Genomic DNA, 26,035 nt, shown 5'->3' on the forward strand with positions numbered 1-26,035 from the left:
CGGGCGGCCCCCGGCTCGCGGTTCAGCATATCGGGGGAGTGCGGCGGTGCCGCAGCACTTCCGCCGACATCGTGCCCGTCCGGACGTCACCCCAGGTCTGGCCCGGTCTGCGGGGCTCTGGAAGAGTGCACGGCAGCAAGCGCAGGGCCGTGCAGACGAGGGGTTTCGATGACAGCTTCACCCGGTTCGCCCGGTCCCGGCGACGACGCGCCGACGCCGAGCCATGGCACGCCGCTGCCCGGCTCGTCCGAGGCCCCGGGGCCGCAGTCACCGTCCGCCCCCGGCACACCGCAGCAGGCCGGAGACCCGGGTGCGGTGCCGCCGAACTCGGGTCAGCCGGGAGCGGTCCCGTCCGGCGGTGGTCAGCCGGGCGAGCCAGGAGCTGCTCAGCCGAACGTGGGCGAGCCGGGCCGGCCAGCTGCCGTCCCGCCGCCGAACTCGGGACAATCCGGTCAGCCGGACCCATCGGGTGCCGTTCCGCCGAACGCCGGTCAGCCCGGTCAGCCGGGTGCCGGTCAGCCGAACGCGGGGCAGCCCGGTGGTCAGCCGGGATGGGCACCGCCGCCCGGTGCGGGTGGTCAGTGGCAGGCGCCGGGGCAGCCCCAGCCGATGCCGCCCTATCCCGGCGGTGGCGGGTACGGCGGGCCCGGAGGCGGCTGGACTCCGCACGGGCTGGGCAAACCGGGGGTGATCGCGTTGCGGCCGCTCAACGTCAGCGACATCCTCGACGGCGCGATCACCGCGATCCGCCGGTACCCGTTGCTCATCCTCGGCCTGTCGGCGATCGTCGCGGTGGTCGTGGCCGGGCTGAACCTGTTGCTTTCGCTGCTGGTCGTGCCGGATCTCGACCGCGTCTCCCAGCTCGGTCCCGCGGCCACCCGCCAGGAACAGCTCGACGCGGTCTACAGCCTGCTGGGTTCCACCCTCACCTCGTTGCTGCCGACGCTGGTGATCACCCTGCTCGGGCAGACCTTCCTGACCGGGTTCCTCACCGTGGTGATGGGCAAGGCGGTGCTCGGCCGTCCGGTCGATTTCGGCTCGGCGATGCGCGAGGTCGCACCGCGGCTGCTGCCGCTGCTGGCGCTGACCATCCTGTACGCGCTGGCCACCATGGTCGCCGCGGTGTTCTGCCTGCTGCCCGCGGTGCTGCCGTACGTGTTCTGGTCGCTGGCCGGTCCGGCGCTGGTGCTGGAACGCGGCAGTATCCGGCAGGCCTTTTCCCGGTCGGGCAGATTGGTGGCGGGCACGTTCTGGCGGGTGCTCGGCATCCTGCTGCTGGCGGCGATCATCGGCTGGCTGATCAGCGCGATCATCGGCATCCCGTTCAACATCGGTTCCGGTGCGTTCAGCGGCCTGTTCAACCCGCAGCCGACGGTGCCGCAGGTGAGCACCGGCGGGTTGGTGCTGCAGTCGGTGGGCACGGTGATCTCGTCGACGATCGTCACGCCGTTCACCGCGCTGGTCACCGTGCTGCTGTACATCGACCAGCGGATGCGGCGCGAGGGCATGGACATCGAGCTGGCCAGGGCGGCGGGCATCAATCCGCCGCGACAGGCGTGGTGACCTTCCTGCTCACCGACGTCCCGGTCGACATCGACCGGGACCCCGCCAGGCTGCGGGCGGTCGAGGAACTTCGGGATCCGGCGTACGCGGCCGCGCGGCCGGGGCTGGTCCAGCAGGTCCTGCAGTGGCTGGGGCAACGGCTTTCCGACCTGATCGAGGCGTTGAACGGGGTACCCGGCGGTCCGCTGGGACTGCTGCTGGTGCTGGGGTTGCTGATCGTGCTGGCGGTGGTCGTGCGGCTGCGCGTCGGCAAGGTGGGCCGTGCCGCGCAGTCGGCCGGACAGGTGTTCGCCGGCCGCAGGCAGAGCGCCGACGAGTACCGCAGGGCAGCCGAGGCAGCTGCCGCCCGCGGACAGTTCGCGGACGCGGTGCGGGAGCGGTTCCGTGCGCTCGTGCGGGGTCTCGAAGAACGCACGCTGCTCGACGCCCGGTCCGGCCGTACCGCGGACGAGGCCGCCGCCGAGGCCGGGGTGCTGCTGCCGGATCTGGCGGCCGACCTCTTCGCGGCCGCGCGGCTGTTCGACGACGTGCACTACGGCGGACGGTCCGGCACCGAGGCCGGTTACCGGGCGCTGGCCGGCCTCGACGACCGCGTCCGTGCCGCTCGGCCGGTCCTGGTGGGCGTGTGAGCACCTCGGTTTCTCCCGATCTGCACCGGATCTGGCATGCGGCACGGGTTCCGCTGGCGCTGTTGCTGCTGATCGTGCTGACCGCACTGGTCCTCGTGCTCAGCCGGGGCGAGCAGGTCGGCGGAGATCTCGAGCCCGGTTCCTACGAACCGGGCGGCAGTCACGCGCTCGCGCATCTGCTGGAGCAGGAAGGCGTCGAGGTCCACCCGGTGCACACGCTCGCCGAGGCACGTTCGGCAGCCGACGGTGGCACGTTGCTCGTCACTGCGCCGGATTTGGTTCCTGGCAACGGTTTGACCGAATTGCGCCGCCGTGTCTCGCACCTCGTGCTCGTCGCGCCCGGTCCGGGCGCACTCGTGCAGACCGCGCCGTCGGTGAAGTCGGCAGGCAGCGGCGACGTGCGCACGCTGGCGCCGGGCTGCACGGTCGGTTCGGCGGTCGGCGCGGGCACTGCGACGCTCGGTGGCAAGCACTACCGCACCGACGACCAGACCGCGCGCTCCTGCTACCGCGACGGGGGCGCGGCGAGCTTCGTGCAGGTCGCCGATCGTTCGGGCACAGTGACCGTGACGGGTACCGGAAGCCCGCTCACCAACGACCGGATCGCCGACCAGGGCAACGCGGCATTCGGCATGCGGCTGCTCGGCGAGCACCGGCGGCTCGTCTGGTACCTGCCCTCGCCGACGGATCCCGCGTTGGAAGGCGAGAAGAAGCCGTTCGTCGACCTCATCCCGCCCGGCTGGCGCTACGGTGCGCTGACCGCGGGGATCGCGGTGGTGCTGTTCGCGTTGTGGCGGGGCCGCAGGCTCGGGCCGGTGGTGCGCGAACCGTTGCCGATCGTGGTGCGGGCCGCGGAAACCGCGGAGGGCCGCGCGCGGCTGTACCGCCGGGGCGGCGCGGCCGGACACGCCGCGGAGACGGTGCGGGAGGCCGCGCGCGGGCGGTTGCGGACGAGACTGGGGCTGCCGCGCGACGCCGGGCCTGCTGCGATCGTGGACACGGTGAGCGCGCGGACCGGCCGGTCGCAGGCCGAGATCGGTGCCGTGCTCTACGGTCCGCCACCGGCGGACGAGCCCGCGCTGGTGCGGCTGGCGGACGAACTGGACAGGGTGGAACGAGAGGTGGAGCGTTCGTGAGTACCGAACAGGCGCAGGCCCCCGGTGATCCGCAGGCCGCGCGGGCGGCGCTGATCGCGTTGCGTGCGGAGGTCGGCAAGGCCGTGGTCGGCAACGACGCGGCCGTCACCGGGCTCATCCTCGCGCTGCTCTGCCGGGGGCACGTGCTGCTGGAAGGCGTGCCGGGCGTGGCGAAGACGTTGCTGGTGCGGGCGCTCGCGGCGTCGCTGGACCTGAAGACCACGCGGGTGCAGTTCACCCCGGACCTGATGCCGGGCGACGTCACCGGGTCCATTGTGTACGACGCGCACAGCGGGGAGTTTTCCTTCCGCGAGGGGCCGGTCTTCACGAACCTGCTGCTCGCCGACGAGATCAACCGCACCCCGCCGAAGACGCAGTCGTCGCTGCTGGAGGCGATGGAGGAGCGGCAGGTCTCGCTCGACGGCCGGTCGCGGCCGCTGCCGGATCCGTTCGTGGTGATCGCGACGCAGAACCCGGTGGAGTACGAGGGCACCTACCCGTTGCCGGAGGCCCAGCTGGACCGGTTCCTGCTCAAACTGACCATGCCTGCGCCGTCGCGGGAGGACGAGATCGGCATCCTGTGGCGGCATGCGCAGGGGTTCGATCCGCGCAATCTGGCCGCCGCCGGGGTGCATCCGGTGGCGGGCGCACAGCAGCTGGAGGCCGCGCGGGCCGCGGTGGCGCGGGTGACGGTGGGGCCGGAGGTGATCGGCTACGTCGTGGACCTGTGCCGCGCGACGCGGGAGCTGCCTGCTGTCCGGCTGGGTGTTTCTCCGCGTGGCGCAACGGCTTTGCTCGCCGTGTCCAGGGCGTGGGCGTGGCTGGCCGGCCGGGACTACGCGACGCCGGACGACGTCAAGGCACTCGCCCGGCCCGCCCTGCGGCATCGGCTCGACGTGCGGCCGGAGGCCGAACTCGAAGGTGTGACCTCGGACGGCGTCCTCGACCGGGTGCTGGCCGCCGTGCCGGTGCCGCGCTGAACGATGGCGCTCACCGGGCGGCTCGGACTGCTGGCGTTGCTGGGCGCGCTGGTGGTGGGGCTGCTGTTCCCGTCCGGCACCGGCGTGCTCGCCGTGGTCGTGGTGCTGCTCGTGCTGGTGGCGGTGGACCTGGCGCTGGCCGGAAGCGTGCGGGCGCTGCGGTTTTCGCGCACCGGAACGACTTCCGTGCGGCTCGGGGAAGCCGCCTCGGTGACGCTGCTGATGACCAACCCGGGGCGGCGCGCGGTCCGTGGGCTGCTGCGGGACGCCTGGCCGCCGAGTGCGCACGCGGACGACCGGCACCGGGTGGCCGTTCCGCCAGGGGAGCGGCGGGCGTTCACCACGGAGCTGCAGCCGTCGCGCCGGGGTGATCGGGTCGCGGTGCGGGTGACCGTGCGTGCTTGGGGACCGATGGGATTGGCTGCCCGGCAGGGTTCGCACGCGGTGCCGTGGACGGTGCGGGTGCTGCCGCCGTTCCACAGCCGCAAGCACCTGCCGTCGCGGCTGGCCCGGCTGCAGCAGCTGGACGGACGCAGCGCGGTGCTGATCCGCGGGCAGGGCACCGAGTTCGATTCCTTGCGCGAGTACGTGATCGGCGACGACGTGCGGTCGATCGATTGGCGTGCGACGGCCCGCGCGGCGGACGTGATGGTGCGGACCTGGCGCCCGGAACGTGATCGGCATCTGGTGCTGGTACTGGACACCGGCCGCGTCTCGGCCGGACGGGTGGGTGACGCGCCGCGACTGGACGCCGCGATGGACGCCGCGCTGCTGCTGGCGGCCCTCGCCTCCCGGGCGGGCGACCGGGTCGATCTGGTGGCCTACGACCGCCAGGTACGCGCGTCGGTGCCGAATTCGCCGACGCTGCTGCCCTCGCTGGTGAACGCGCTGGCGCCGATCGAACCGTCGCTGGTGGAGACGGACGCGAGGGGCATGGTCGCGGAGGTCCTGCGCCGCACCCGCCGCCGGGCACTGGTGGTGCTGCTGACCGGTTTGGAACCGGCGCCGCTGGAGGACGGCCTGTTCCCGGTGCTGGGGTCGCTGACCGCCCGGCACGAGGTACTGCTGGCCTCGGTGGCCGACCCGCGGGTGGCCGAGATGGCCCGGTCCCGAGGCGACGCCGAAGCGGTCTACGAAGCGGCCGCCGCGGAACGAACGCTGGCCGAACGGGAGTCCGCGGTGGCCCGCCTGACCCGCCGGGGCGTGCGCGTGGTGGACGCGGTGCCGGAAGACCTGCCACCGGCACTGGCGGACCGATACCTGGCCCTGAAGGCCGCGGGACGGTTGTAGGGACGCCGGTTTCCGTACTCCTCACGAGGGCTGGGTGACGGTGGCTCGGTGTGGTGAGGAACGCGGCGTGGCTTCGAATCTCTTGGCTCCGAGGGCTAGCCTCGCCGGTGGGACAACCGGAAGGAGCGGTTCGGTGCAGCTGTACGGACTGGAAGAGCACTTCGTCACCGCGGACGTCATCGAGGCGTGGAAGCGCCAGGACCCGCAGCTGACCGAGCCGTTGATGAAATGGACCGTCGGCAGTCCGCTCACGCAGGAGCTGCTGGACCTCGGCGACGGACGCGTTGCCGCGATGGACGACGCCGGGATCGACACTGCGGTGCTGTCCCTCACGACACCGGGTCTGCAGAATCTCGGCTCCGCGGAGGCCGTCGCGTTGCAAGGGCCGGTGAACGATGCGGTGGCGGAGGCCGTGCGCCGCCATCCCGGGCGGCTGCAGGGATTCGCGGCACTTGCCACCCCCGCGCCGCAGGCCGCCGCGGACGAACTGCGGCGCGCGGTGACCGAACTCGGGTTCAACGGCGCGCTGGTGAACGCGCACTCCGGTGACCGTTCGCTGGACCAATCGGAATTCTGGGACATCTACGAGGCGGCCGAGCACCTGCGCGCACCTGTCTACCTGCATCCGCGTGCGCCGTTTCCGGCCGTCCGTGAGGCCTATTACGGCGGTTTCGGCGAGCCGGTGGACTCCGCGCTGGCCACCGGGGCGCTCGGCTGGCACTACGACGCCGGGCTGACCGCCCTCCGGATGATCGTCGCCGGCGTGTTCGACCGGTTCCCCGAATTGCAGATCATCCTGGGGCACTGGGGCGAGGTCGTGCTCTTCTACCTCGACCGGATTTCGCTGCTGGACGGTGCTGCCGGCCTGCAGCGCCCGGTCGCGGAGTACTTCCGGACGAACATCTTCATCACACCGGGCGGTATTTCCAGCCACAAATACCTGCGGTGGAGCTTGGAGACGGTGGGTGCGGAGCGGATCATGTACGCCTCCGATTACCCGTACGTCCAGGCGCCTGACGGAGCCGCGCGGCAGTTTCTGGACACTGCGCCGATCGACGACACCGACCGGGCGAAGCTGGCCTTCCGGAACTGGGAAAAGCTCGTCGCGGGGATCCGGCGCTGACCCGCGTTCACCGGCCGGCCGGAGCGTTACCCCGCTTCGGGGAGTGCGTCGCCGGCGAGCCTGCGGTCCAGGTCGCCTGCTTCGCCGGCTCGGGCGGCTCGGCGGCCGAGGGTGAAGACGTAGGTCAGGAACAGCAGTTCGACCACCGCGCCGATGCCGATACGCAGCCAGGTCGGCCAGCCGGACGGGGTCACGAATGCCTCGATCACCCCGGACACCAGCAGGGTGCAGGCCAAGCCCAGCGCGATCACCACGACCGAACGGCCCTGTTCGGCCAGTGCGGCGCTTCGGGAACGGCGGCCCGGGTCGATCACCGTCCAGCCGAGTTTCAACCCGGTTCCGGCGGCGATGAAGACCGCGGTCAGTTCCAGCAGGCCGTGTGGCAGCAGCAGGCCGAGCAGCACGTCACCACGCCCGGCCGAGGACATCAGCCCGATCGCGATACCCGCGTTGAGCGCGTTGAGCCACAGCGCGGAGATCACCGGCAGGCCCAGTGCGACGCCGAGGAACAGGCACGTCGCGGCCACCCAGGCGTTGTTCGTCCACACCTTCGCGGCGAACGACGCGGCCGGGCCGGTCGAGTAGTACGTCTCGTACTCTCCGCCGGGGGCGGTCATCGCCTTCAGCTCGTCCGGGGAGATCAGGGACGCGCGGACCTGCGGGTCGGCGGCGATCCACACGCCGAGCACCGCCATCACGGCCACCGACGCGAGTGCGGCGGGGATCCACCAGCGACGGCTCAGGTACACCGCGGCGGGGAACCGCCGGGTGAAGAACAACGCCACCTCGCGCCACGCCGGGCTGTGCGAGCCGGCTACCGCCGAACGGCCTCGTGCCACGAGTGCGGACAGCCGCGCCAGCAGCGCCGGATCGGGTGCGGTCGAACGGATCGTCGACAGGTGCGTTGCCGTGCGCTGGTAGAGCGTGACCAGCTCATCGGTCTCCGCGCCGCTGAGCCGGCGCCGCCGCACGAGGTCACCCAACCGGGCCCATTCCGCGCTGTGCGCCGCGACGAACACGTCCAGGTCCACCGTCACCTCCGCCGTCTGCTGCACACAGTGTCGCGCAGCCGCGCCGGGTGCGGGTGGTGGAGGGGAAGAAGGCCGGGTCCGGTGGCTCTACGCTGGCCCGGTGCAGGAAGAGTCCGATCTCGTCACCGGTGAGGCCGTCGTCCTCGACCTGCGGGTGGCGAAGCTCGCCAGCCGCGGTGTCGCGATGCTGCTCGACGTGCTCGTGCAGGGTGCGCTGCTGCTGATCGCGGTCGTGGTGCTGATGCTGACCGCGGGGTCGCTCGACTCGTCGCTGGCGGTGACTCTGCTGCTCGTCGTGTTCGTGCTGGTCGTGATCGGTTACCCGGTGTTGTTCGAAACGCTCAGTCACGGCCGTTCGCTCGGCAAGCTCGCGCTGGGACTGCGCGTGGTGCGGCTCGACGGCGGACCGATCCGCCTCCGGCACGCCCTCACCCGCGCCCTCGCCGGGTTTTTCGTGGACTTCTGGGCGCTGGGCTTCTTCGGCGCGGTGGCCGTGATCGTGTCGCTGACCTCGTCGAACGGCCGCCGCGTCGGGGACTACCTCGCGGGCACGCTGGTGATCAGGGAACGCGTGCCCGACGCCGCGCAGGCGATGCTCGTGATGCCGCACGGACTGGCGCCGTGGGCCGCACAGTTCGACCTCAGCCGGGTCTCGGACGATCTTGCACTCTCCGCCCGCCAGTTCCTCGGCCGCTACCACCAGCTGCGGCCGGAGGCGGCCGAGGCACTCGGGTACGGACTGGCCCAGCAGATGGCCGCCGCACTGGGAGTGGCGCTCCCGAACGGCATGCCGACCTGGATGTTCCTCACCGCGGTACTGGCCGAACGCCGCAATCGTGCGCAGGCCAGCCTCGCGCCGCGGTACTCGCCGCAGCCGCCGGGGCATGGCGGGCCGTCGTCGGGGTACCCACCGCAGCCGCCGGGGTACCAGATGCAGCCGCCCGGGTACGCGCCACCGCCGGGTGGCGTGCCGCAGCCGGGGTACGGCACGCCGCAGCCGTCGGCCCCACGCGACAACCGGGCCGAGCCGGACAATCCGTTCACCCCGCCGAGCTGAGGCGCCGTGTTCGCTGCACTCGCAGTCGCCGCTGTCCTGGTGCCGTCCGACGACATCACCGTCACTGCTGCCCGCGACGGCCGGCTCACGGTCACCGAGCGCGTCTCCACGAATGTCCACGCTGCGCGCAGGCTTCCGGCTCGCGTGCCGGTGACCGACGACGAGGACCGGCTCTACGCGATCACCGACCTGCAGGTCAGCGGTGCCGCGAGCGTCCAGGACGACACGGTGACCTTCACCGGACCCGCGATCCTCACCTACTCCGTGGAGGGCGCGGTGACCGAAGACGGTCAGCTGCGCCTCCAGCTGACCGGTGGCTGGGATCAACCGCTGAACCGCGTTACCGCGAACTTCACTGCGAACGTGCCCGGAGTGTCCACAGCGGACTGTTTCGCCGGCACCACCGGCTCGGCCCGCCAGTGCACCTTCTCCGAGGTCGGCGACCGCGGTGTGGTGCACGCCGAACAGGACGGACTGGCCCGCGGCGACCGGATGGACCTTGCGGTGCAGTTGCCTGCCGGAGCAATGCCCGCGAACGCCCGCTTCGTTCCGTCGTCACCGCTGGCCGCTGCCTTCGCTTTCGGCCCGGTACCGGCCGCCGCGTTCGCCGTGCTGCTGCTTTTCCTGATGCTCGGGGCGGCGGCTGTGGGATGGCTCCGTCGTCGTGACCGGCACATCGGGCCGCCTGCACCCGGAATCCCGCCCGCCTACGTCGCGTATGTCGCGCGCCGCGAGCTGGACCTCACCGGCACCGTGCTCGACCTCGTCGCGCGTGGCCACCTCCGGTTCACCGAAGACGGGCAGATCACGCACGGCGAAGGCGATCAGCTCAGCTCGTTCGAACAAGCCGTCGTGGCCGCGTTTCCGCCCGGTCCGCTGGCCGCGGTGGATCCGGATCCCACGCAGCTGCGCGCACTTCTCGACGTGGCGGCCCATCGTCATGGCTGGCTTTCCCGGCGACCCCGGCAGCTGCGCCGGGCCGGGCTGGTACTGGCGGCGTTCGGCGTAGTCGCGACGGTGGTGCTCGCCGCGACGATCGGCAACGCGCTGGTGGGTGTCGCGGTGATCGTCGCGGGTCTGGCGACTGCCGCTGCGAAGATCCCGGCCCGTACCGCGCGCGGCCGTGCGCTGGGCGCCCCGGCCGGATCCGCGGAAACAGCACTCGCGGCTGCGCTCGACGGCCTTCTTGCCACGTCCGAACGCCGGCACGCAGTCGCGTCCGTCTAGCATCCGCCCGTGAAGTTCGCGGCCCTGCTGGCGGTTCCGGTCCTGCTCTGGACCACCGCGACCCCCGCCGTTGCGCAGGATCTGCCGACGTTGCCACAGAGTGTCGAGGTGGCGTTGAAAGTCCAGCGGGACGGCAGTCTTTCGGTCACCGAGGCGGTTTCCGTGCCGTCCGGGACCACGATGACCCGGACGATCCCGTTGCGGGTCGGCGCCGGGAACGACCGCGACCGCGTGCGCAAGGTGCGAGACGTGCGGATCGAGGGCCCTGGCTCCGCGGAGACCGCCGACGACCAGGTGACGTTCGATTTGCGCGGCGGCACCTCGGTCGTCCGGTACACGGTGGACGGTGCGGTCGGCCGCAGCCTGGGTGTGGAGAACGTGACCTGGGACGTCGCCGGCGGCTGGGACACCCGGCTCGAACTGGTGCGGGCGACGTTCGCCGCGCCCGCGGTGCCCGACGCGCTCACCTGCCTGTCCGGTGCGCCCGGCTCCGGCACCCGGTGCGGTGCAGCGCAGATCGACCACAGCGGGCTGACCCGCGTGTCCGTTTCCCGGCTGCCGGTCGGTTCGCGGGTGCAGCTGACCGCGGAGCTGCCGGGCGGCACGGTGCCCGCGACCGAGGAGCTGGTGCCCGCGGACACCGTGGCAGGTGCGTTCGCGGCCACTGCGCCGGTGTGGTGGGCGTGGCTCGCCTTCGCTGTGCTCACCTGTCTCGGCGCGCTGACGGTGCTGATGCTGCGCCGCCGCGACGCACGCCCCGGGCGTCCGGGACCGGTGCGGCTGATGGCCGACGGCCAGTTCTCGTCGCCGGATGGCGTGCTTCCCGGCCACATCGGCACCTTGCTGACCGGGCGCACCGACTCCGTCGACCTCGCCGCCACTGTGCTGGACCTATGCGTGCGGAACTACGTGTGGGTCAGCGAGAACGGCTTGCGGGAATGGACGCTTGTGCGTCGGAACGCTCCTGACGCACAGCTGGGCACGTTCGAGCGCGCGGTGTACGAAGCGGTGTTGCCAAGCGAGTCCGTGACGCTTCCCGAACTGCGCGAAGCCGGCGTGACGGTGCCTTCGGCGCTGACAGACGACGTCGTCCGCCGCCGTTGGTTTTCGCGGCGTACAGAACGACTGTCGCGTCTTGGGACTCGACTGTGCGGTTACGGCGTGTTTCTGACCGTGCTACTCGCCTTCACCGTGGGTTACGCGCAACTCGGTCTCGTACTGATCGCGGCCGGCGCTGTGCTGGCTCTCGGTGCACGGTGGCTCCCCGCGCGCACATCGACCGGGCTCGAGCTACGCGACCGGCTTCTCGGCGTTCACCGCGAATTGCTGACCACGAAGCCGGAGAAGGTACCGAAACCGGACCGTGAGTTGTTCTTCTCCCGCGCGCTGCCGTACGCGTTCGCGTTGGGGGATACGGACGCGTGGGTGGAGAAGTTCGCACATAGTGGACGTTCGCTGTCGGCGTACTGGTACGGCTCGTCCACCGAAACTGCCGTAGCAACGGACCGGACCAGCGATTTCGTTACCGCACTCGGAGCTGCATTCGCGGGCACTCACCGTGACGCAGGTCGCGCGCGACCGGACGCGCCGAGGGCCGCCGCGCCTGCGTAGGGTAGGGGCATGGCCGATCCCGAACTCGTTCGCTTCGCCCTCGACAACGGTCTGCGCGTGGTGCTCGCACCGGACCCGACCGCGCCGGTGGTCGGCGTCAGCGTGCACTACGACGTGGGCTTCCGTTCCGAACCGGAGGGGCTGACCGGGTTCGCGCACCTCTTCGAGCACCTGATGTTCCAGGGCAGCGAGAGCCTGGAGAAGCTGGCGCACTTCCGGCACGTGCAGTCGAGCGGCGGCACCTTCAACGGGTCCACGCACCCGGACTACACCGACTACTTCGAGGTGCTGCCCTCCGCCGCGCTGGAACGCGCGCTGTTCCTCGAGGCCGACCGGATGCGTGCGCCGAAGCTGACCGCGGAGAACCTGGCGAACCAGATCGAGGTGGTCAAGGAGGAGATCCGGCTCAACGTGCGCAACCGGCCCTACGGCGGGTTCCCGTGGATCCTGCTGCCGCCGGTGCTCTACTCCACCTTCGCCAACGCGCACGACGGCTACGGCGCGTTCGAGGACCTGGAGGGCGCGACGCTGGACGACTGCGCCGCCTTCTTCGACACTTTCTACTCGCCGGCCAACGCGGTGCTCACCGTCGCAGGCGACTTCGCGGTGGCCGAGGCGAAAGAGCTGATCCAGAAGCACTTCGGCGACGTGCCGTACCGGCCCGCGCCGGTTCGTCCGTCGTTCGCCGAACCGCTGCCGACCAGCGAACTGGTGGGCGAGCACACCGATCCGCACGCGCCGTTGCCCGCGCTGGCCGTCGGGTACCGCATGCCGGATCCGGTCAACGACGTCGACGGCTACCTCGCGTACCTGGTCCTCGCCGGAGTACTCACCGACGGTGACGGTTCGCGGCTGCAGCAGCGGCTGGTGCACGTCGAACCGCTGGTGGTCGACATCGGGGCAGGCGCGGGGCTGTTCGGCCCGTTCGAGGCGCGCGATCCGGACACGTTCACGGTCACCGCGATCCACCCGCCGGACGTACCGCGCGAACGCGTGCTGGCCGCGCTCGACGAGGAGCTGGAGAAGCTCGCGTCCACACCGCCGGACGAACAGGAACTGAAGAAGGTCACTGCGCGCTGGGCGGCGAGCCTGCACTCGGAGCACGATCGCCTGGTGTCGCGCACGCTGGCGCTCGGCGCGTTCGAACTGCTCTACGGCGACGCGTCGCTCGTCTACCGGCTGGCCGACCGGATGTCCGCGGTCACCGGCGAAGCCGTGTCGGCCGCGGCGAAGGCGCTGCGCCCGGACGCGCGCGCCATTCTCGTCGTGAATCCCGCCACCACCGAAGGGACGGACGAACAGTGAGCTCCCCCACCCGCGCCCACCGCAGCGCGGAGGAAATCGGCCGCACCGCCACCGGAGCGCGTCCGCTGCCCGCACTCGGCTCGGCCCGGCTCGCCGCCGATCTGTCGCATGTGGACACCACACTGGCCAACGGGCTGCGTGTGCTCGCCGTGCGCAAGTCCAGCGTGCCGCTGGTCGAGCTGCGGCTGTGGATCCCGTTCGCGGGCACCGACCGGCTGCACCCGGCCACCGCAGAGGTACTCGCGGAAACGGTGCTCACCGGCACCGCGCGCCGGGACCGGGTGGGCCTCGACGCGGAACTGGCGTTGATCGGCGGCGAACTCGGCGCGGGCGTGGACCCGGAACGGCTGTACTTCAACGGTTCCGCGCTCGCCGACGGCCTGCCCACGCTGCTGGACGTGCTCGGTGACGTGCTCACCGGCGCCACCTACCGCGAGGCCGAGGTCGAGCGGGAACGTGACCGGCTGATCGAGCGGATCGCCGTCTCCCGCACGCAGCCGCGCATGATCGCGCGCGAAGCACTGCAGAAGCACCGTTACGGCGACCACCCCGTCACCCGGGAGGTGCCGGAGGCCGACGACGTGGCAGCCGTGGTTGCCGAGCAGGTACGGGCACTGCACGCGGCGTCGGTGCTGCCGCGCGGGTCCGTGCTGGTGCTCGTCGGCGACATCGATCCGGAGACGGTCCCGGCGGAGCTGGAGCGCGCGCTGGGCGGCTGGGCGTCCGACCGTTCCGCGGTGCAGCTGCCCGCGTTGCCGGAGCTGACTGGCGGCGACGTGCTGCTGGTGCCGCGGGCGGGCGCCGTGCAGTCGCAGATCCGGCTGTCCGCGCAGACCGTGCCGCGCACCGATCCGCGCTACCCGGCGCTGCAGCTGGCGAATCTGGCTTACGGCGGGTACTTCTCGTCGCGGCTGGTGGAGAACATCCGCGAGGACAAGGGTTACACCTACGGTGCGCACTCGGGATTCGAGTTCACCGGCGGCCAGTCCGTGGTGAACGTCGACGCCGACACGGCCAACGAGGTGACCGCCGCCGCGCTGTTGGAGACCCGCTACGAGCTGGCCAGGCTCGGACTCGTGCCGCCGACCGCGGAGGAGGTCGAATCGGTGCGGCAGTACGCGATCGGCTCGCTGCTCACCTCCACGTCGTCGCAGACCGGGCTTGCCGGACAGCTGATGGCGCTCGCCTCGACCGGACTGGGCGCGGAATGGCTGCAGCAGCATCCGGAGCGGGTCGCCGCGGTCACCGGTGAGCAGGTGGCCGAGGCCGCACTGGAGTTCTTCGCCCCCGGCCGGTTCACCGGCGTGGTGGTCGGCGACGCGGACCTGCTCGGGCCGAAGCTGACCGCGCTCGGCGGGGTGACGGTGGCGCACTGATGACTACGCCGTTCACCCTCGGCGCGCTGCCGACGCTCTCCCGCTCCACTGTGGACCGTCAGGAGTCCTTGCGCACCAACCCGGAGCGGCTCGCCGCGAAGTGGCCGGAAGCACGCGTGGTGCTGCTCGACGACACCGGGCGCACTCCGGTGGTCGAGGGCGGTTCGTCGCTGGCCACCCGCAAGGCGGTCGACTTCGGTACGGAACCGCCCGCGGATGCGGTGTTCCTCGGTGAGTGGGAGGACATCGACTACTGGTCGGTGCCCGGCCGCATCGAGGGCGACGCGGAGACCGTGCGGATGGCAGGCAGCTGGGGCGTGGTGGAAGAAGTACCGCGCGTCGACGGCGAGGTGTGGGTCGAGTTGCGTGGCTACGGCGACCAGCTCGACGACACGTCGGCCGGCCTGTTCACCACCGCGCAGGCGTTGCGGCACTGGCGGCGCCAGTCCCGGTTCTGCACCCGCGACGGTTCGCCGACGGAGCTGATCCAGTTCGGCTGGGCCAGCCGGTGCGAGGCGAAGGGGCACGAGGAATACCCGCGTACCGACCCGGCAGTGATCTGCCTCGTGCACGACACCGAGGGGGTCAACGGCTCGCACGTGCTGCTCGCCCGCCAGCCGGTGTGGCCGGAAGGCCGGTATTCGGTGCTGGCCGGATTCGTCGAGGCGGGCGAATCGCTGGAAGGCTGCGTATCCCGGGAAATCCGCGAGGAGGTGGGCATCGAGGTCGACGACGTGCGGTACCTGGGCAGCCAGCCGTGGCCGTTCCCGCGCTCGATCATGCTGGGCTTCACTGCCAGTGCCGACCGCTCGGCCCCGCTGGTTCCCGCGGACGGCGAGATCGAGGAAGCGCTGTGGGTGTCCCGCGCGGACCTGCGCGCGGCCTTCCGCAACAGCGGAACCCTCACCAAGGCCCCGACGCCAACGCCGATCGCCGACGGCACGGCGACATTGCTGCTGCCGGGGAACTCCTCGATCGCCCGCGTGATGCTCCAGGCATGGGCGGAAGCGGAGGACTAACCCCTGCGACACACCGGGACTCGTCCCGCGGTGGTCCTCGAGCCAAGGCCGCTCCGGTACTGACCGGGGCGGCCTTGGTCGTTTCCGGTCCGGCGTGGGGTGTGGGTGGCGAAAACGCGGTGTGCGACAAGCGGCCGGGAACTTAAAATCGCCCGCGTGACTACTTCGGCCGTACGTCCGCCGGCTGCTGTGGTGGCTGCGTTCGGCGGTGCCGGTGACCCGGTTTTGTTGCCCGGCGGCCAAGGCGTGACCTGGCGGGCCGGACCGCTGGTGCTGAAACCGGTCGAGTTCGCGGCCGAAACCCGGTGGCGGGCCGAGGTTCTCGACGCGCTGCCGGACTCGGCCGAGTTCAGGGTCGCCCGGCCGGTCCGGAGCCAGGACGGTGACTGGGTGGTCGACGGCTGGGAAGCCGGTCTCTTCGTCGCGGGTACGCCGGACGTTCGCAGACCAGACGATGTACTGCGGGCCGGCATCGCTTTCCACACCGCCATCGCCGACCTGCCCCGGCCGGCGTTCCTGGACGAGCGTGACAACCCGTGGGCATACGGGGACCGCGTCGCGTGGGGCGAGCTGCCCGTCCAGGCATCCCCGGCAGCCATGGGCTTGCTGCGGCCGCTCGTGGACGTTCGCCGCCCGGTCGAGCTCCACTCGCAGGCGGTGCACGGCGATCTGGCAGGCAACGTGCTCTTCGCCGAAGGGATGCCGCCTGCGGTGCTCGATTGGCCGGTGTACTGGCGGCCTCCGTCGTGGGCGTCGGCGGTCGTGGTCGCCGACGCCCTGTGCTGGTATGGCGCCCGGCCCGGCCTGATCGCCCGATGGGCGCAGCTGCCGGGGTGGGGGCAAATGCTGGTCCGCGCTCTGATCTACCGGATCGTCACTCATGACGTGGCGTCCGGTCCCGCCGGGTGGACGCCGGATCAGCTCGCCGCGTACCGGCCGGTGCTCGAGCTGGCCGCCGCCGGCTGACTCCGGCCCGGTCCGGGCTCCCGGCTGCGGTTACAGCAGGGCGCCCAGCGGCAGGATCAGCGCGATCGCGACCACCGAGATCACCGTCTCCATCACCGACCAGCTCTTCAGTGTCTGCCCGACCGACATGCCGAAGTACTCCTTCACCAACCAGAACCCGGCGTCGTTGAGGTGCGAGAAGAACAGCGAGCCCGCGCCGATGGCCAGGACCAGCAGTGCGTTGTGGGTCGGATCGAGAGTGGCCGCGAGCGGGGCGACGATCCCCGCGGCGGACACCGTCGCGACCGTCGCGGAACCGGTCGCCAGCCGGATCGCGACGGCGACCAGCCAGCCGAGCAGCAGTGGCGACAGGTGCGCGCCGGTGGCCAGATTGGTGATCACGTCGCCGACCCCACCGTCCACCAGGGTCTGCTTGAACCCGCCGCCGGCGGCCACGATCAGCACGATGCCCGCGATCGGGCCCAGTGATTCGCCGACGATCGACGACAGCCGCGTGCGGTTCAGCCGCGCCGGGCGGCCGAGCACGACCATGCCGACGAGCACCGCGAGCAGCAGTGCGATCAGTGGGTCGCCCACGAAGTCGAGCACCCGGCGTACCACGTTTTCCTTGCCCGCCAAGATGTCCGCGAGTGCCTTCGCGAGCATCAGCACCACCGGCAGTAACACTGTGGACAGTGTCGCGGCGAAACTCGGCCGGTGCTTCGCGTCGGTGCCATCGGATTCCGGTATCAGCCGCTGCGGCGGCTCGGCATCGGGCACGAGCTTGGCGGCGAAACTGCCGAACAAGGGTCCGGCGATCACCACCGTCGGCAGGCCGACCAGCAGGCCGAGCGCCAGCGTGATCCCCACGTTGGCGTTGAGCGCACCGGCCGCGGCCAGCGGACCGGGGTGCGGCGGGATCAGCCCGTGCAGCACGGAAAGCCCGGCGAGTGCCGGAACGCCGAGCAGCAGCACGGGTTTCCCGCTGCGCTTGGCGACGAGCAGCACCACCGGGATCAGCATCACAAGGCCGATCTCGAAGAACATCGGCAGTCCGATCAACGCGGCCACCAGCGCCATCGCCCACGGCAGCCCGCGCCCGCGGACCCTGCCGAGCACAGTGTCCACGATCCGGTCCGCCCCACCGGAATCGGCGAGCAGCTTGCCGAGCATCGCGCCGAACGCGATCAGCACGCCGACCGACGCGACGGTGTCGCCGACGCCCTTGGTGAAGCTCTTCAGCAGTTTGTCCACCGGCATCCCGGCGATCAGCCCGAGTCCGATCGAACCGAGCGTGAGCGCGAGCAGCGGATGCAGTTTGACCTTGCTGATCAGCACGACGATCAGTGCGATGGCGACCACGGTCGCGACGATCAGGCGGGTGTCGTGGCCGGTCCAGCCGGCGGCGAGGGTGGTCATGCGCGCTCCCGGAATGCGGTCAGTGCCGCGTCGACGAGTTCGGCGGGGCTCTTGGCGAGGTCGAAGGTCCGGCCCGGTTCGTCGCGCTGCAGCGGTTCGAGGTCGGCGAGCTGGGAATCGAGCAGCGAGACCGGCATGAAATGGCCGGAGCGGTGCTTCATCCGCTCGGCGAGCAGCCCACGGTCGCCGTGCAGGTGCAGGAACCAGACGTCGCCGCCACCGGCCAGTACGTCCCGATAGGACCGTTTGAGTGCCGAGGAGCTGACCACGCCACCGCTTTCCCGGTGTTCGCCGATCCACTTCGCGATCGCGGCGAGCCATGGCGCGCGGTCCTCGTCGGTCAGCGGATGCCCGGCGGTCATCTTCGCGATGTTGGCCGGTGGGTGGAAGGTGTCCGCCTCCGCGTAGTCGACCCCGAGCCGTGCGGCGACGGCCGTGCCGACCGTCGTCTTGCCCGAGCCCGAAACGCCCATCACCACGATGACCGTCATCCGCACCTCCCACGTCGTTGTGCCCGGCAAAGTCAAACTCAAAAGTACTACTTAATCAAGAAGAAGTAGTACTTAATCGAATCAGCACGTTAGGTTGGCCGGGTGGGCAGTGATCGGCACGACCAGGTGCTGGACGAACTCGGCGCGGCCATCGCGAACGGCGAGCTGGCGCCCGGTGCCGTGCTGCGGTCCGACGAGCTGCAGGAACGGTACGGCGCTTCGCGCACCGTCGCACGTGAAGTCGTCCGCGTGCTGGAGACGATGGGCCTGACCAGCAGCCGCAGGCGTGTCGGCGTCACGGTGCGGGAGCCGGCCGAGTGGAACCACTACGACCCGCGGCTGATCCGCTGGCAGCTCGACGGCGAGGACCGGAGCCGGGCGCTGCGCACGCTGACCGAACTGCGGTCGGGCGTCGAACCGTGCGCGGCCCGGTTCGCCGCGCTGCGGGCGACCCCGGAGGAACGCGGTCGGCTGCGGGCGCTGGCGAGTCATCTGGAGAGCACGGCGCGGGCCCGGGATCTGGAGACGTTCCTGGGACACGACGTCGCGTTCCACGATCTGCTGCTGTCCGCGTCGCGGAATCCGATGTTCGCGCAGTTGTCGTCGGTGGTGGCAGAGGTGCTGTCGGGGCGCACCGAGCACGGCCTGATGCCCGACGAACCACAGCCGGAGGCGGTTGCCCTGCACGTGGCGGTGGCCGACGCGGTGGGCCGCGGCGACGCCGGCCGTGCCGAGCAGGCCATGCGCGAAATCGTGGAGCAGGCACGCGACGAAATCGCCGTCGCGGTGTCGAGTAACCTCAGCGGCTGAACTCTTCCACATTCGCCGGGGGGTTACTGGTGAGCGCGGCACGCGCGATCGGCTTGATACTCGGCCTGGCTGCCGACGGAGCACTCGGTGATCCACGACGGCGCCCGCCGGTCACCGCCTTCCGGCGGGTGGCAGCCGGTCCGGCAGGCATCGGGATTGCCGGTGTGGCAGTACTGGCCGGGGTGCTCGCGGAACGGGCCGGACGAGGGCGCCCGCTGGTGCAGGCGAGTGCGACCGCGGTCACGACCTGGGCGGTGGTCGGCGCGACCGGACTCGTCACCGAGGGCACCGAGCTGGCCCGCAACCTCGAAGAAGGCCGGCTGGCACCCGTGCGCGGCACACTGTCCGAACTGGACCCGCGGGTTTCCGACGGGCTCGCCGGGGTGGGGCTTTCCCGTGCAGCGGTGGAAACCCTGGCGGAGAACACGTCCGAAGTGGTCGTCGCGCCACTGCTGTGGGGTGCGGTCGCCGGGGTGCCGGGGCTGCTCGCCTCGCGCACGCTCGGGGTGCTGCGCAGGGCCGCCCCCGGCAACTGGATCGTCGACCGGCTCGACGAACTGGTCCACCTCCTGCCGACCCGTGCCGCGGCCGCGCTGACCGTGGTGGCGGCACCGGTGGTCGGCGGCTCGGCGGGCGGAGCGTGGCGGGCTTGGCGGCGGGACACGATCGCGCACCCGAGCCCCAACGCGGGCAGGGTCGAAGCGGCGTTCGCCGGTGCGCTGGAGATCCGCGTCGGCGGGCGCACGGTGTACCCGCAGGGCGTGGTCGAGCTGCCGGTGCTCGGCGTCGGCCGCAATCCGGACGCCGGGCACGTGACGCGCGCGGTGGAACTGTCGCGGGTCGTGGGCTGGCTGGCGGCCGGGACGTCGGTGGTACTGGCCGTGGCGAGCGGCCTGCGGCGCCGGAAAGGCTGACGACCGGCCGGGTTTTTCCGAGAAAAGACCGACGGCGACCGGGTTTCAGCCGGTCGGGGTGTACTCGTCCTCGTCCTCGGCGAGCATCTCCGCGACGGACTTGCGGCGGCTGCGTTCGGGTCGTTCGGTGGTCAGCGCGCCGCCGGGGCGCAGTTCGCGGATCGTGAAGTACAGCCAGCCCAGCAACGCCATGGTGCCGAACGCCAGCCACTGCAGTGCGTAGGAGAAGTACGGTCCGGAGTCCAGCTGCGGCAGCGGCAGCGCGCCGAGTACGCCGGGCTGGTTCTGGTCGAGCTGGAAGTACCCGGGCCGGATGCTGAGGCCGGACGACCTCGCCACCACTTGTGAATCGACGGTGTAGCTCTGCAGCTTCCCGTTCGTCGAAGCGTCTGCGAAGGCGTCACGGTGCTTCGGGTCGTTCTCGTCGCTCCGTACGCGGGCGACCACGGTGACCTGTCCTCCCGGAGCTGCCGCGTACGGCAGCACGCCGGACTTGTCGTCGAGGCGTACGTACCCGCGGTCGACGAGGTACACGGTGCCATCCGTGGCGCGAAGCGGCGTGAGGACCTCGTACGCGCCTTCGCCCTGCACCGTGCGCAACCGCGCGACAACCTCCGCCGAAGGGAGGTACGTGCCGGTGATCGACACGAGGTGCCATTCCGTCTGCTGGTCCGGTACGGCGTTCTGCGGCAGCAGCTGCGCGGCCGGCTGCGGTTTGGCGGTGAACGACGCGGTCAACGCGCTGTTCTGCGCTACCTGCTCGGCGTCGCGCCGGAACTGCCACGGCGACAGCAGCGTGTAACAACAGACGGCGAAGGTGAACACCACCACCGTCAACGCCAGCCACCCGGGCCGGAGCAGAAACCGCAACCGCACCCCTCTACGGTAGGCGGTCGCAGTCTGTGTCCGCGCGGCGACCTCATCTGCAGTGATGCCGGTCCGGACATATCGGAGTCAACGGTGCGCGCGTACCCAGTCCAGCAGCGCAGGCGTCGCACGCTCGATCATGCCGAGCACGTCTTCGAACCCGTCGCCGCTGCCGTAATACGGGTCCGGCACCTCTGCGCCCTCCGGCGCGGACGGGTCGAACTCACGCAGCAGCCGCGCCCGCGACGGGTCGGCGACGCGGGCGCGCAGGAAGTCCAGGTGATCCTCGGTTGCGGCCAGCAGCAGATCGGCCGCCAGGTCTTCTTCGCCGACCTGGGCCGCGACGTGCTCGGTCGGGTAGCCGTGCGCCTTCAGAGTGGCGCGCGCCCGCCGGTCGGCCGGCTCCCCGACGTGCCACGGCCCGGTCCCCGCACTGGTGACGGTCACGGCGTCGGACAGGCCTGCTTCGGCCAGCTTCGCGCGGAACACCAGCGCGGCCATCGGCGAGCGGCAGATGTTCCCGGTACAGACGAACACGACATGGGTCACGGGCACCGAGTCTCGCAGGTGCCTCGTGCGAAGATCCCCAGGTGCCCGCTTTAACCGAGATCATTGCCGTACTCGAACGCAGTTACCCGCCTGGGCTCGCGGAGAGCTGGGACGCGGTCGGGCTCGTCTGCGGTGACCCGGCCGAGGACGTCCGCCGGGTGCTGTTCTGCGTCGACCCGGTCGAGGAGACGCTGGCCGAAGCCGAGGAGACCGGCGCGCAGTTGATCGTCGCGCACCACCCGCTGTTGCTGCGCGGGGTGCACGGCGTGCCCGCGGACACCGCCAAGGGCTCGCTGGTGCACCGCATGATCCGCGGTGGCATCGCGCTCTACTGCGCACACACCAACGCGGACTCGGCCGCTCCCGGTGTCTCCGACGCGCTCGCCGCGGTGATCGGACTCGAGGTCGACCGGCCGCTCGACCCGCACGAGCCGGGCGGGCGGACCGGGCTCGGCCGGATCGGGCACCTGCCGGTGGCCGAATCGTTCGAGACCTTCGTACGCAGGGTCGCCGCCGCGTTGCCTGCCACCGTGCCCGGCGTGCTCGGCGCCGGCGACCCGCAACGTCCGATCCGGACCGTCGCGGTGTCCGGCGGCGCCGGCGACTCGTACCTGGCCAAGGCGAGCGCCGAGGGCGTCGACGCGTACGTGACCGCGGACCTGCGGCACCATCCGGCCGGTGAGCACCTCGCGAGCGGCAGTACCGTCCCCGCACTGGTCGGGCTCACCCACTGGGCCAGCGAATGGCCCTGGTGCGGGCAGGCCTCGGCCCTTGTCGACGCAGCCTTTGCGGGTACCGTCGACGTCTGCGTCTCCGCGCGGTGCACCGACCCGTGGACCGTGCGCGCAACCCGCCCAGCTGCAGTGAACCAGGGAGCACAGTGAAGGCCGATCCCGCCGTCCAGCGTCAGTTGCTCGAACTCGCGAAGGTGGACGCCGAGCTTTCGCGCGTCGCGCACCGCCGCCGTACCCTGCCCGAGATCGCCGAGATCGAGGCAGGGGAGAAGACCGTCCGCGAGAAGCGCGACGCGCTCGTGTCCGTGGAGACCGCGTCATCGGATCTCGACCGGGAGATCGCCCGGCAGGAGAAGGAGATCGAGTCGGTGCGGGCCCGCGAGGACCGCGATCGCAAGCTGCTGGAATCCGGTTCGGTCAACGCCAAGCAGATGACCGACGTCGAGCACGAGCTGCAGACCCTCTCGCGCAGGCAGAGCGCGCTGGAGGACGATCTGCTCGAACTGATGGAGCAGCGCGAGGCGCTGGGCCTGGACGCACAGCGCACCGGCGCCGAGGTGGACAAGGCCGCCCACGAAGTCGAGGCCGCCCTGCGCCGTCGCGACGAAGCGGTCAAGGACCTCGACACCACGCAGGCCCGCCGCGACGAGGACCGCGCGAAACTGCTGCCCCGCTTCCCCGATCCGCTGCTCAAGCTGTACACCCGGACGCTCGAGCACAAGGGCATCGGCGCTGCGCTGTTGCGCGCCCGCAAGTGCGGCGCCTGCCAGCTGGAGCTGGACCGCAACACGATCGCCGAGATCAAGGCACAGCCCGAGGACGCGGTCGTGCAGTGCGAGAACTGCGGCGCGATCCTCGTCCGCACGCTGGAGTCGGGCCTGTGACCGACCGCGTGGTCGTGGAGGCCGACGGCGGCTCGCGGGGCAATCCGGGCCCGGCCGGCTACGGCGCGGTGGTGAAGGACGCGGAAACCGGTGAGGTGCTCGCCGAACGGTACGAGTACCTGGGTGTGGCGACCAACAACGTCGCGGAGTACTCCGGACTGGTCGCCGGGCTGACCGCGGCCGCCGGGACCGGAGCGTCCACTGTGGACGTCCGGATGGACTCGAAGCTCGTGGTGGAGCAGATGTCCGGGCGGTGGAAGATCAAGCACGCCGCATTGGCGGCACTGGCCGCGCAGGCAAGGGAGATCGCCGGGCAGTTCGACCGGGTCGGCTACACCTGGATCCCGCGGGCGGACAACGCGCACGCCGACCGGCTCGCCAACGTGGCCATGGACACCGGCACCGGACGTGCCCCGGCGGACGCGGGAAAACCGGGCGCGTCCACCGGTTCCGCGGCCACGGCACCGGTCACCGCGGTCGACCGGGTGTCGCCGGCCGGCTGGACCGGTGCCCGCGGCACCCCCACCAAGCTGCTCCTGCTGCGGCACGGCCAGACCGAAATGTCGGTGGACCGCCGGTACTCCGGCCGGGTCGACGTGCCGCTCACCGAGCACGGCCGGGGCCAGGCGGCCGCGGCGGCGAAACGGCTGGCCGCGATGCCGGGGCTGATCGACGCCGACGGGGAGCCCGCGCCGATCGTGGCCTCGCCGCTGACCCGCACGATGCAGACCGCGCAGGCGGTGGCCGACGCGGCAGGCGGGCGGGTCGAAACGCATCCGGGCCTGATCGAGACCGACTTCGGCGAGTGGGACGGCCTGACCTTCGCCGAGGCCGCGCAGCGGGACCCGGACCTGCACCGCAGCTGGCTGCGCGATTCCTCGGCCGCGCCGCCGGGCGGGGAGAGCTTCGACGCGGTGTACGAGCGGATCGGCACCGTCCTGCACGAGCTGGTCGAGCAGTACGGCGGGCGCACCGTGGTCGTGGTCAGCCACGTGACGCCGATCAAGACACTGCTGCGGATGGGCCTCGACGCCGGTCCGGCACTGCTCTTCCGCCTGCACCTGGATCTGGCCTCGCTGTCGATCGTCGAGTTCTACCCGGACGGTAACGCTTCGGTGCGGCTGGTCAACGACATTTCGCACCTGTCCTGACCAGCGCGGATGTGCGGTGGATCACGCTCGGGGATGACGCCTGGACGGGGTCGCCCGAGGTATTGGCTAGAGTGCTGTGTCGACCGCGGCGCCGCGGCGTGGGTCCGCGACGGACCTTCTTCAGGGGGGCGCAGGCTCGTGCGTTTCTCGGCAAGTTCCGCGAGAGAAAACAGTGACGAGGACATGACGGCTAGCGCACCCACCGCAGTAACCGAACCGGACCTGCCCGGCGAGGCGTCCCCCGCGACACCCCGGCCGCTGCGGTACGGCTGGCTCGCCGCGACACTGGCCGTGCTTGCCGGCGTTGCCGCGGTCGCCTGGCACGCCACCCGGTACGGGCACTGGATCGTGGACGACGCGGCCATCACGTTCTCCTATGCGCGCAGCGTCGCCGAGGGGCTCGGCCCGGTGCTGCAGCCCGGCGCGCCGCCGGTCGAGGGTTTCTCCGATCCGACCTGGATGATCCTGCTCGCGCTCGGCAAGGTGCTCGGCCTGTTCGACCACGGCATGCTCTTCGGCATCCCGGACTACGTGCTGTTCCCCAAGCTGCTCGGGCTGCTGTTCACCGCGGGCATCCTGGTGCTGGTGCACGTCGTGGCGCGGCAGGTGTTCCGGCGGCATGCCTGGGCGATCACTCTCGTCACCGGTCTCACGCTGGCCGCGATCCCGTCGTTCGTGCTGTGGGTCGTCTCCGGACTGGAGAACTCGCTGCTCGCGTTCCTCGTGCTGGGGCTGGCGACGCTGCTGTTCACCGCGGTGTACCGGGAGCGCACGCTCACGGCCAAGGTGGCGATCAGCGCGGGCGTGCTGGTCGCGCTTGCCGCGCTGACCCGGCCCGAGGGGCTGATCTACGCGGGTACCTACCCGATCGTGGCGCTCTTCGGCGTGCGCCGGGAGGGGTTCTGGCGCAGTTTCCGGTTCGCGCTGCTGTCCCTGGTGTCCTTCGGCGTGCTGTTCGGCGGCTATGTGGCCTGGCGCTACAGCGAGTTCCACCGGCTGCTGGCGAATCCGTCGGTGGCGAAGAAGCAGGGACTGCCGGACCTGATGTCGGTCGTCCGGCCGGGCGAGCTGGTGCTCTACGCGGGGGTCGCCGCCATCGTGGTGCTCGCCGCGGTGGTGATCTGGGCGCTGGTCAAGGCGCCGTGGCGGCGGTCGCTGATCGCGCTGGTCACGCCGTTCGCACTCGGTGTGATCGCCTACGGCGTGCTGATTCCGGACTGGATGGCCCAGCATCGCTTCGCGACGCCGGTGTGGGTGCTCGGCGCACTGGCGGGCACGCTGGCGTTCGGCGAGCTGCTGCGCACCGTCCGGGTGCGCTGGCGAGCCGTGGCGACGGTCGTGGTGGTGGCCGCGGCGATCCCGTCGCTGGTCGGCTTCACCCAGCACGACGAGGAGTTCGTCAAGAGCCCCACGGTGCCCGCCTGCCTGATCGCCGACCGGTTCGGCCGCGGCTTCAACACCTACGCCGACATGCTCGGCCTGCCGCACGCGTCGCTGTTGCTGCCGGACCTCGGCGGCTCGTCGATGACCAGCAGGCTGGAACTGATCGACATGGCCGGGCTGGTCAACGCCCCGATCGCGGACCTGACGCACGACGAGAACATCGTCGGCCTGCGGAACTACGTGTTCGACACGGCGAAGCCGACCTTCATCCACTCCTGGGGCCCGTGGGCGGGCGGCAACGGCATCTCGCTCGACCCGCGCCTCGACCGCGACTACTACCCGATCCTGGTCTACCCGGACGGCCCGCGGCAGGGCGACTTCGTGCGCAAGGACGCGGTGACCGATCCGGCGAAGCTGAAGGCGGTCCAGCAGTACGCGGTCACCACGATGATGGACGTCGAGGCGCAGCGCTTCGGCGACGGCCTCGCCGACTGCGGTCCGACCCTGGCGCGCGGCAGCACGATCCCGCCGCGGGGCTGAG

At 71.3% G+C, this 26,035-nt stretch carries 24 protein-coding genes; 19 read left to right on the top strand and 5 right to left on the bottom strand.

The window, feature by feature from the left end:
* Window positions 1–609: 609 nt before the first annotated feature.
* The 6 genes from ABD793_RS12725 (at window position 610) to ABD793_RS12750 (ending at window position 6,721) form a co-directional block, all read left to right on the top strand.
* A complete protein-coding gene (locus ABD793_RS12725) occupies window positions 610–1,563 on the top strand; it encodes a DUF7847 domain-containing protein (protein ID WP_344859038.1) in 954 nt (317 codons plus the stop codon).
* The gene (locus tag ABD793_RS12730; protein WP_425548692.1) at window positions 1,560–2,192 is read left to right on the top strand and encodes a DUF4129 domain-containing protein; all 633 of its coding nucleotides are present in this window, start codon (window positions 1,560–1,562) and stop codon (window positions 2,190–2,192) included. Before ABD793_RS12725 ends, ABD793_RS12730 begins: the two co-directional genes overlap by 4 nt.
* Window positions 2,189–3,328 (top strand): DUF4350 domain-containing protein, encoded by a 1,140-nt coding sequence (locus ABD793_RS12735; RefSeq protein WP_344859044.1) that lies wholly within the window; start codon window positions 2,189–2,191, stop codon window positions 3,326–3,328. The genes ABD793_RS12730 and ABD793_RS12735 overlap by 4 nt, the downstream gene beginning before the upstream one ends.
* Window positions 3,325–4,308 carry an AAA family ATPase gene (locus ABD793_RS12740; protein ID WP_344859047.1) on the top strand — a complete coding sequence of 328 codons (984 nt, stop codon included), beginning with the start codon at window positions 3,325–3,327 and terminating at the stop codon, window positions 4,306–4,308. Before ABD793_RS12735 ends, ABD793_RS12740 begins: the two co-directional genes overlap by 4 nt.
* 3 nt (window positions 4,309–4,311) lie before the next feature.
* On the top strand, window positions 4,312–5,598 hold the full coding sequence (locus ABD793_RS12745) for a DUF58 domain-containing protein (RefSeq protein WP_344859050.1): 1,287 nt from the start codon (window positions 4,312–4,314) through the stop codon (window positions 5,596–5,598).
* A gap of 133 nt (window positions 5,599–5,731) precedes the next feature.
* Window positions 5,732–6,721, top strand: a complete 990-nt coding sequence (locus ABD793_RS12750) for an amidohydrolase family protein (protein ID WP_344859052.1) — start codon at window positions 5,732–5,734, stop codon at window positions 6,719–6,721.
* A gap of 26 nt (window positions 6,722–6,747) precedes the next feature.
* Here the strand turns inward: ABD793_RS12750 and ABD793_RS12755 are convergent, their stop codons facing one another.
* The gene (locus tag ABD793_RS12755) at window positions 6,748–7,752 is read right to left on the bottom strand and encodes a stage II sporulation protein M (protein WP_344859054.1); all 1,005 of its coding nucleotides are present in this window, start codon (window positions 7,750–7,752) and stop codon (window positions 6,748–6,750) included.
* A 100-nt stretch (window positions 7,753–7,852) separates the two neighbouring features.
* On the opposite strand from ABD793_RS12755, the gene ABD793_RS12760 reads away from it, so the two are divergent.
* From ABD793_RS12760 to ABD793_RS12790, 7 genes are all read left to right on the top strand, one after another.
* Window positions 7,853–8,809, top strand: coding sequence for an RDD family protein (locus ABD793_RS12760; protein WP_344859057.1), 957 nt, complete (start codon window positions 7,853–7,855; stop codon window positions 8,807–8,809).
* Window positions 8,810–8,815: 6 nt separating this feature from the next.
* On the top strand, window positions 8,816–10,036 hold the full coding sequence (locus ABD793_RS12765; protein ID WP_344859059.1) for a DUF2207 domain-containing protein: 1,221 nt from the start codon (window positions 8,816–8,818) through the stop codon (window positions 10,034–10,036).
* A 9-nt stretch (window positions 10,037–10,045) separates the two neighbouring features.
* Window positions 10,046–11,647 carry a DUF2207 domain-containing protein gene (locus tag ABD793_RS12770; RefSeq protein WP_344859061.1) on the top strand — a complete coding sequence of 534 codons (1,602 nt, stop codon included), beginning with the start codon at window positions 10,046–10,048 and terminating at the stop codon, window positions 11,645–11,647.
* A 9-nt stretch (window positions 11,648–11,656) separates the two neighbouring features.
* Complete coding sequence (locus tag ABD793_RS12775) at window positions 11,657–12,952, top strand: M16 family metallopeptidase (protein WP_344859063.1); 1,296 nt, start codon at window positions 11,657–11,659, stop codon at window positions 12,950–12,952.
* Complete coding sequence (locus tag ABD793_RS12780) at window positions 12,949–14,328, top strand: M16 family metallopeptidase (protein ID WP_344859065.1); 1,380 nt, start codon at window positions 12,949–12,951, stop codon at window positions 14,326–14,328. The genes ABD793_RS12775 and ABD793_RS12780 overlap by 4 nt, the downstream gene beginning before the upstream one ends.
* Window positions 14,328–15,347, top strand: coding sequence for an NAD(+) diphosphatase (gene nudC / locus ABD793_RS12785; RefSeq protein WP_344859067.1), 1,020 nt, complete (start codon window positions 14,328–14,330; stop codon window positions 15,345–15,347). Before ABD793_RS12780 ends, nudC begins: the two co-directional genes overlap by 1 nt.
* 156 nt (window positions 15,348–15,503) lie before the next feature.
* Window positions 15,504–16,313, top strand: coding sequence for a TIGR02569 family protein (locus ABD793_RS12790; RefSeq protein WP_344859069.1), 810 nt, complete (start codon window positions 15,504–15,506; stop codon window positions 16,311–16,313).
* 30 nt (window positions 16,314–16,343) lie between these two features.
* On the opposite strand, the gene ABD793_RS12795 is transcribed toward ABD793_RS12790, so the two are convergent.
* Both ABD793_RS12795 and ABD793_RS12800 read right to left on the bottom strand, forming a co-directional pair.
* Window positions 16,344–17,711 (bottom strand): GntT/GntP/DsdX family permease, encoded by a 1,368-nt coding sequence (locus ABD793_RS12795; RefSeq protein WP_344859071.1) that lies wholly within the window; start codon window positions 17,709–17,711, stop codon window positions 16,344–16,346.
* Window positions 17,708–18,202 carry a gluconokinase gene (locus ABD793_RS12800; RefSeq protein ID WP_344859073.1) on the bottom strand — a complete coding sequence of 165 codons (495 nt, stop codon included), beginning with the start codon at window positions 18,200–18,202 and terminating at the stop codon, window positions 17,708–17,710. Before ABD793_RS12800 ends, ABD793_RS12795 begins: the two co-directional genes overlap by 4 nt.
* Before the next feature lie 102 nt (window positions 18,203–18,304).
* On the opposite strand from ABD793_RS12800, the gene ABD793_RS12805 reads away from it, so the two are divergent.
* Window positions 18,305–19,012, top strand: coding sequence for a FadR/GntR family transcriptional regulator (locus ABD793_RS12805; RefSeq protein ID WP_344859075.1), 708 nt, complete (start codon window positions 18,305–18,307; stop codon window positions 19,010–19,012).
* Window positions 19,013–19,041: 29 nt separating this feature from the next.
* Complete coding sequence (locus ABD793_RS12810) at window positions 19,042–19,926, top strand: cobalamin biosynthesis protein CobD/CbiB (protein WP_344859077.1); 885 nt, start codon at window positions 19,042–19,044, stop codon at window positions 19,924–19,926.
* A gap of 45 nt (window positions 19,927–19,971) precedes the next feature.
* Here ABD793_RS12810 and ABD793_RS12815 read toward each other — a convergent pair whose 3' ends face one another.
* On the bottom strand, window positions 19,972–20,802 hold the full coding sequence (locus ABD793_RS12815; protein ID WP_344859079.1) for an SURF1 family cytochrome oxidase biogenesis protein: 831 nt from the start codon (window positions 20,800–20,802) through the stop codon (window positions 19,972–19,974).
* Window positions 20,803–20,880: 78 nt separating this feature from the next.
* Entirely contained in the window at window positions 20,881–21,342 is a 462-nt protein-coding gene (locus ABD793_RS12820; protein WP_344859081.1) for a low molecular weight protein-tyrosine-phosphatase, read from the bottom strand.
* A gap of 41 nt (window positions 21,343–21,383) precedes the next feature.
* Here ABD793_RS12820 and ABD793_RS12825 point away from each other — a divergent pair, with 41 nt between their 5' ends.
* The 4 genes from ABD793_RS12825 (at window position 21,384) to ABD793_RS12840 (ending at window position 26,034) form a co-directional block, all read left to right on the top strand.
* Window positions 21,384–22,226 (top strand): Nif3-like dinuclear metal center hexameric protein, encoded by an 843-nt coding sequence (locus ABD793_RS12825; RefSeq protein ID WP_344859084.1) that lies wholly within the window; start codon window positions 21,384–21,386, stop codon window positions 22,224–22,226.
* Complete coding sequence (locus ABD793_RS12830; RefSeq protein ID WP_344859086.1) at window positions 22,223–22,960, top strand: zinc ribbon domain-containing protein; 738 nt, start codon at window positions 22,223–22,225, stop codon at window positions 22,958–22,960. Before ABD793_RS12825 ends, ABD793_RS12830 begins: the two co-directional genes overlap by 4 nt.
* A complete protein-coding gene (locus ABD793_RS12835; RefSeq protein ID WP_344859088.1) occupies window positions 22,957–24,111 on the top strand; it encodes a bifunctional RNase H/acid phosphatase in 1,155 nt (384 codons plus the stop codon). The genes ABD793_RS12830 and ABD793_RS12835 overlap by 4 nt, the downstream gene beginning before the upstream one ends.
* A 183-nt stretch (window positions 24,112–24,294) precedes the next feature.
* Window positions 24,295–26,034, top strand: coding sequence for a glycosyltransferase family protein (locus tag ABD793_RS12840; protein WP_344859090.1), 1,740 nt, complete (start codon window positions 24,295–24,297; stop codon window positions 26,032–26,034).
* Window position 26,035 lies beyond the last annotated feature (1 nt).

Source organism: Amycolatopsis ultiminotia (assembly GCF_039536925.1).
Lineage (GTDB): Bacteria > Actinomycetota > Actinomycetes > Mycobacteriales > Pseudonocardiaceae > Amycolatopsis > Amycolatopsis ultiminotia.